Below are 4040 nucleotides of genomic sequence, written 5' to 3' on the forward strand. Positions count from 1 at the left end.
CGGACACGGCCTTGAGCAGCGCGGCGGCGTGGGCCAGGGTGCCCTCGTCCGGCTGGGCGGCGCAGGCGCGCGCGACCGCCTGCGAGTGAACGTAGGAAACCTCGCAGGCGTCGTCGTGGCGGGAGGGGGGGGCCGACATGGGGCCAGGATACGGGCCGGAGCAGGCGGAAAAAGGGGGCCTGGGGGGTTCTGCCCTCCGCTCTCTCCCTTTTGCTAGCCTCCCCCCATGCGCCTGCCCGAGCTTGCCGCCGCCCTGAACCTGCCTGCCTTCACCCTGCCCGACGTGGAGGTGCGCGGCGTGACCCACAACGCCGCCTGGGTCGAGCCGGGCTTCGCGTTCGTGGCGATTCGCGGGGCGCGGTTCGACGGGCACAGCTTTCTGCCGGACGTGGCGGCCAGGGGCGCGGTCGCGGTGCTGGGCGAGGGCCTGCCGGAGAACCTGACTGCCCCGCTGCCCTACCTCACCGTGCCGGAGGCGCGGGCGGCGCTGGCGGACGCGGCGGCAGCCCTTGAGCGGCATCCCAGCCGCACGCTGAAGGTGGTCGGCGTGACCGGCACCGACGGCAAGACCACGACCAGCTGGCTGACCCGCCATCTGCTGCGGGCCGCCGGCCTCCAGACCGGCCTGCTGAGTACCGCCGGGTACGAGCTGCCCGACGGCGTGCTGCGGCACTTCCCCGCCCACTTCACGACTCCCGAGGCCCCACAGGTCCAGGCCACCCTGCGCGAGATGGTGGACTCGGGCGGGCAGGCGGTGGTGCTGGAGGCCAGCAGTCACGCCCTGGCGCTGGACCGCGTGCGCGGCGTGGCCTGGGACGTGGCCGTCTGGACCCACCTGACGAGCGAACACCTGGATTTTCACGGGACGCTGGAGAACTACTTCGCGGACAAGCGGCGGTTGGTGGAGCGCGCCCCCTTCGCCGTGCTGAACGTGGACGATCCCTGGACGGCGCAGCTCCGGGGCCTCGCCCCGCAGGAGACGACCTACAGCGCCGAGAACCAGCACGCCGACTGGCGCGCGACCGGGATCGAGGAACGGGCGACCGGCCTGCATTTCCACGTCACCTCGCCGCTGGGCGAGTTCGATGCCCATCTGCCGATGATCGGGCGCTTCAACGTGGCGAACGCCCTGGCGGGCATGGCGGCGGCGGCGCAGCTGGGGGCAACCGGGCCGCAACTGGTGGACGGGCTGGCCTCCTTCAAGGGCGTTCCGGGCCGGATGGAACTCGTGGCGGGTGCGGAAAACGCCCCCCGCGTGATCGTGGATTTCGCGCACACGCCGCCCAGCCTGGAAAAGGCCCTGACCACCCTGCGCGCCACCACCCCGGGGCAGCTGTGGGTGCTGCTCGGCTCGGCGGGCGGGCGGCGTGACCCCGGCAAACGCGCCCCCCTGGGCGAGGTGGCGACCCGGCTGGCCGACCACGCCGTCTTTACCGAAGAAGACCACCGCGACACGCCCCTCGCTGACATCCTGCACGAGATGGAACGGGGCGCGCGGGAGGCAGGCCGCCGCAACTTCGTGAGCATTGGGGACCGGCGGGAGGCCATCCGGCACGTGATCGGGGCCGCGCGGCCCGGTGACACGGTGCTGCTGGCCGGCAAAGGCTCGGAGGACACGCTGGAGCGCACGGACGAGACGCTGCCCTGGGACGAGGTGGCCGAGGCGCGGGCGGCGCTGGCCGAACGGGCCTGAGCTGGACGCCCGGAAGCGGCCAGGGGCGCGGGCGAACGCCGCTGCTGCCAGAAACCGGGGGCCGCCGGTCACAGACCTTCACCTGTGCAGCGCACGGAGACAACCCCCTCTGTCCGCACGTCGGCGCGGCGCTCTGGAAGGTGGCGGACAACCCCAGTCCTTTGAAGCGGCTCCCACGTCCCGCCAAACAGTGTGTAATACCTCCATGCCACCCTCGCGCCCGGCCCTGATGCTGACGTTCCTGCTCCTGGTGACGGGGGGTGCCAGGGCGGCGGCCACGGACAGCCTGCCGGTCAATCTGGCCACGCTGAAAAACGCGGCGATGCTCCAGGGGAACCGGGACGCGGCTCTGCCTCCTCTCAGCGCGGCGCAGCGGGCGGCCCTGTCGCGCCAGGGCTTCGTGATCGCGCCTGCCCGGTGGCGGCAGTTCGACGCCGTGTACGAGGCGACGCGCTACGCCGACCAGCCCGTGTTCGTGACCACCGACGCAGTCCTGCACGTCTACCACCTGGTGTTCGACAAGCTGTTGCGCGACCTGGAGCGCGAAACGCTGGCCCCCACCGCGCGGCGGCTGACCACGCTGCTGGTCGCGGACGCGCGAAGGCAGGCGCAGGCGCTCCGGGGCACACCGCTGGAAGGCGACGCCCGGCGCGCCCTGGCCTACCTCGCGGTGGCGCAGCGGCTGGCCGACCCCGCCGCCCCCGTGCCCGCCGAGGTCGCGCCGCTGGTCGCGGCGGAGATCAACCTCATCGACGCCCACGCCGGGCTGAGCACCTCCCCCATCTTCGCGGGCAGCCGGATGACCGAGGACTACTCGCAGTACGTGCCGCGCGGCCACTACACGCGCTCGGAGGCGCTGAAACGCTACTTCCGGACGATGATGTGGCTGGGGCACCTGAACCTGCGGGTGCAGGACGCCAGCGAGACGCGCACGGCGGCCCTGGTCACCCACCTGCTGACCGGCAACGCCGAAGCGCAGAAACTCTGGGCACGGCTGTACGACCCCACCGCGCTGCTGATCGGGACCAGCGACGACCTGGACTTCCGGCAATACGCGGCGGCGCTGAAGACCGCGACCGGCGGGAACATCCGCGCGCTGGCGGACGCGGACAGGCTCGCCGCGTTCCAGGCGGCCCTGAACAGACTGCCGCCGCCCCGCGTGAACAGCGTGTTCGTGGTTGCCAGACCCGGTGAGGGCGTGGCCGTGCGCCAGCGCGAGACGCTGGGCTTCCGGCTGATGGGGCAGCGCTTCACGCTGGACGGCGCGGCGCTGCAACAGCTCGTCTACCGCGAGGTGGGCACGCGCGAGCAGCCCCGCACCCTTCCGCGCGGGCTGGACCTGCTGGCGGCGATGGGCAACGGCGCCGCGCTGAACGAGCTGCGCCGTCTGGGCGACACCCAGTACGCGAACTACGAGCCGCAGATGAACAAGGTCCGCGCGCAGGTTGCGGCGCTGAAACCCGCCGACTGGAACGCGAACGTGTACAGCGGGTGGCTGTACGTCTTGCAGGCCCTGGCAAAGCCCGAGGCCCGTGACGCCCGTTATCCGGCCTTCATGCGGACGCCCGCCTGGGCGCGCAAGGAGATGCTGACCGCGCTGGGGTCCTGGACCGAGCTGCGCCACGACACGCTGCTGTATGCCAAGCAGGTGATGGCCGAGATGGGCGCGGGCGGCGAGACGCCCGAGTATCCGCGCGGGTACGTGGAACCGAATCCGGCGGTGTGGTCGCGCCTGCTGACGCTGGAGGCCCTCACGCGGCGGGTGCTGACGGAGCAGAAGGTGCTCTCGGCCCGCACGGCGGACAACCTGGGCAGCCTGCGGGCCATGCTGACCTTTTTGCAAAAGGCCACCGCCAGCGAACTGGCCGGGAAGCCCCTCACGCGGGACGAGTACGACCGCCTCCACTTCTTCGGCGGCTGGCTGGAGGAGATGAAGATGGCCAGCACCGACCCCGAGGGCAGCGAGGAAGGCGGCACCCCCAGCTTTGACGAGCAGCCCTTCGCGGGCGTGGTGGCCGATGTGGCGACCGATGGCGGCGGGGGCCGGGTGCTGGAGGAAGGCACCGGCACCATCCACGAACTCTATGCCGTGGTGCCCGATGGCCGCGGCGGCCAGCAACTCGCGCGCGGCGGCGTGTATTCGCAGTACGAATTCACGGTCCCCCTCGCGGGCCGCCTGACCGACGAGGCGTGGCGGGCGCGGTTGAAGGCGGGACAGCTGCCGCCCACGCATCCGTGGCTGGACGGCGTGGTGGTGAAGTAGCCGGATGGCGGCGGGAAGCGGCTGGGCGCGGGTCGGGCGGGCCGCCCTGCTGGTGCTGGCGGGCACGTCGGGTGGGCGGGAGGG

General features: G+C 72.3%; 2 protein-coding genes. Both read left to right on the forward strand.

Features of this window, described 5'->3' with window-relative positions; translation table 11 throughout:
• The first annotated feature begins 226 nt into the window (after nt 1-226).
• Nucleotides 227-1693, forward strand: a complete 1467-nt coding sequence (locus tag DEIPH_RS13660) for a UDP-N-acetylmuramoyl-L-alanyl-D-glutamate--2,6-diaminopimelate ligase (protein ID WP_034359073.1) — start codon at nt 227-229, stop codon at nt 1691-1693.
• A gap of 205 nt (nt 1694-1898) precedes the next feature.
• Entirely contained in the window at nt 1899-3956 is a 2058-nt protein-coding gene (locus DEIPH_RS13665) for a DUF3160 domain-containing protein (RefSeq protein ID WP_034359076.1), read from the forward strand.
• The last annotated feature ends 84 nt before the right edge of the window (nt 3957-4040 follow it).

Source organism: Deinococcus phoenicis (genome assembly GCF_000599865.1).
In the GTDB taxonomy this organism is placed as follows: domain Bacteria; phylum Deinococcota; class Deinococci; order Deinococcales; family Deinococcaceae; genus Deinococcus; species Deinococcus phoenicis.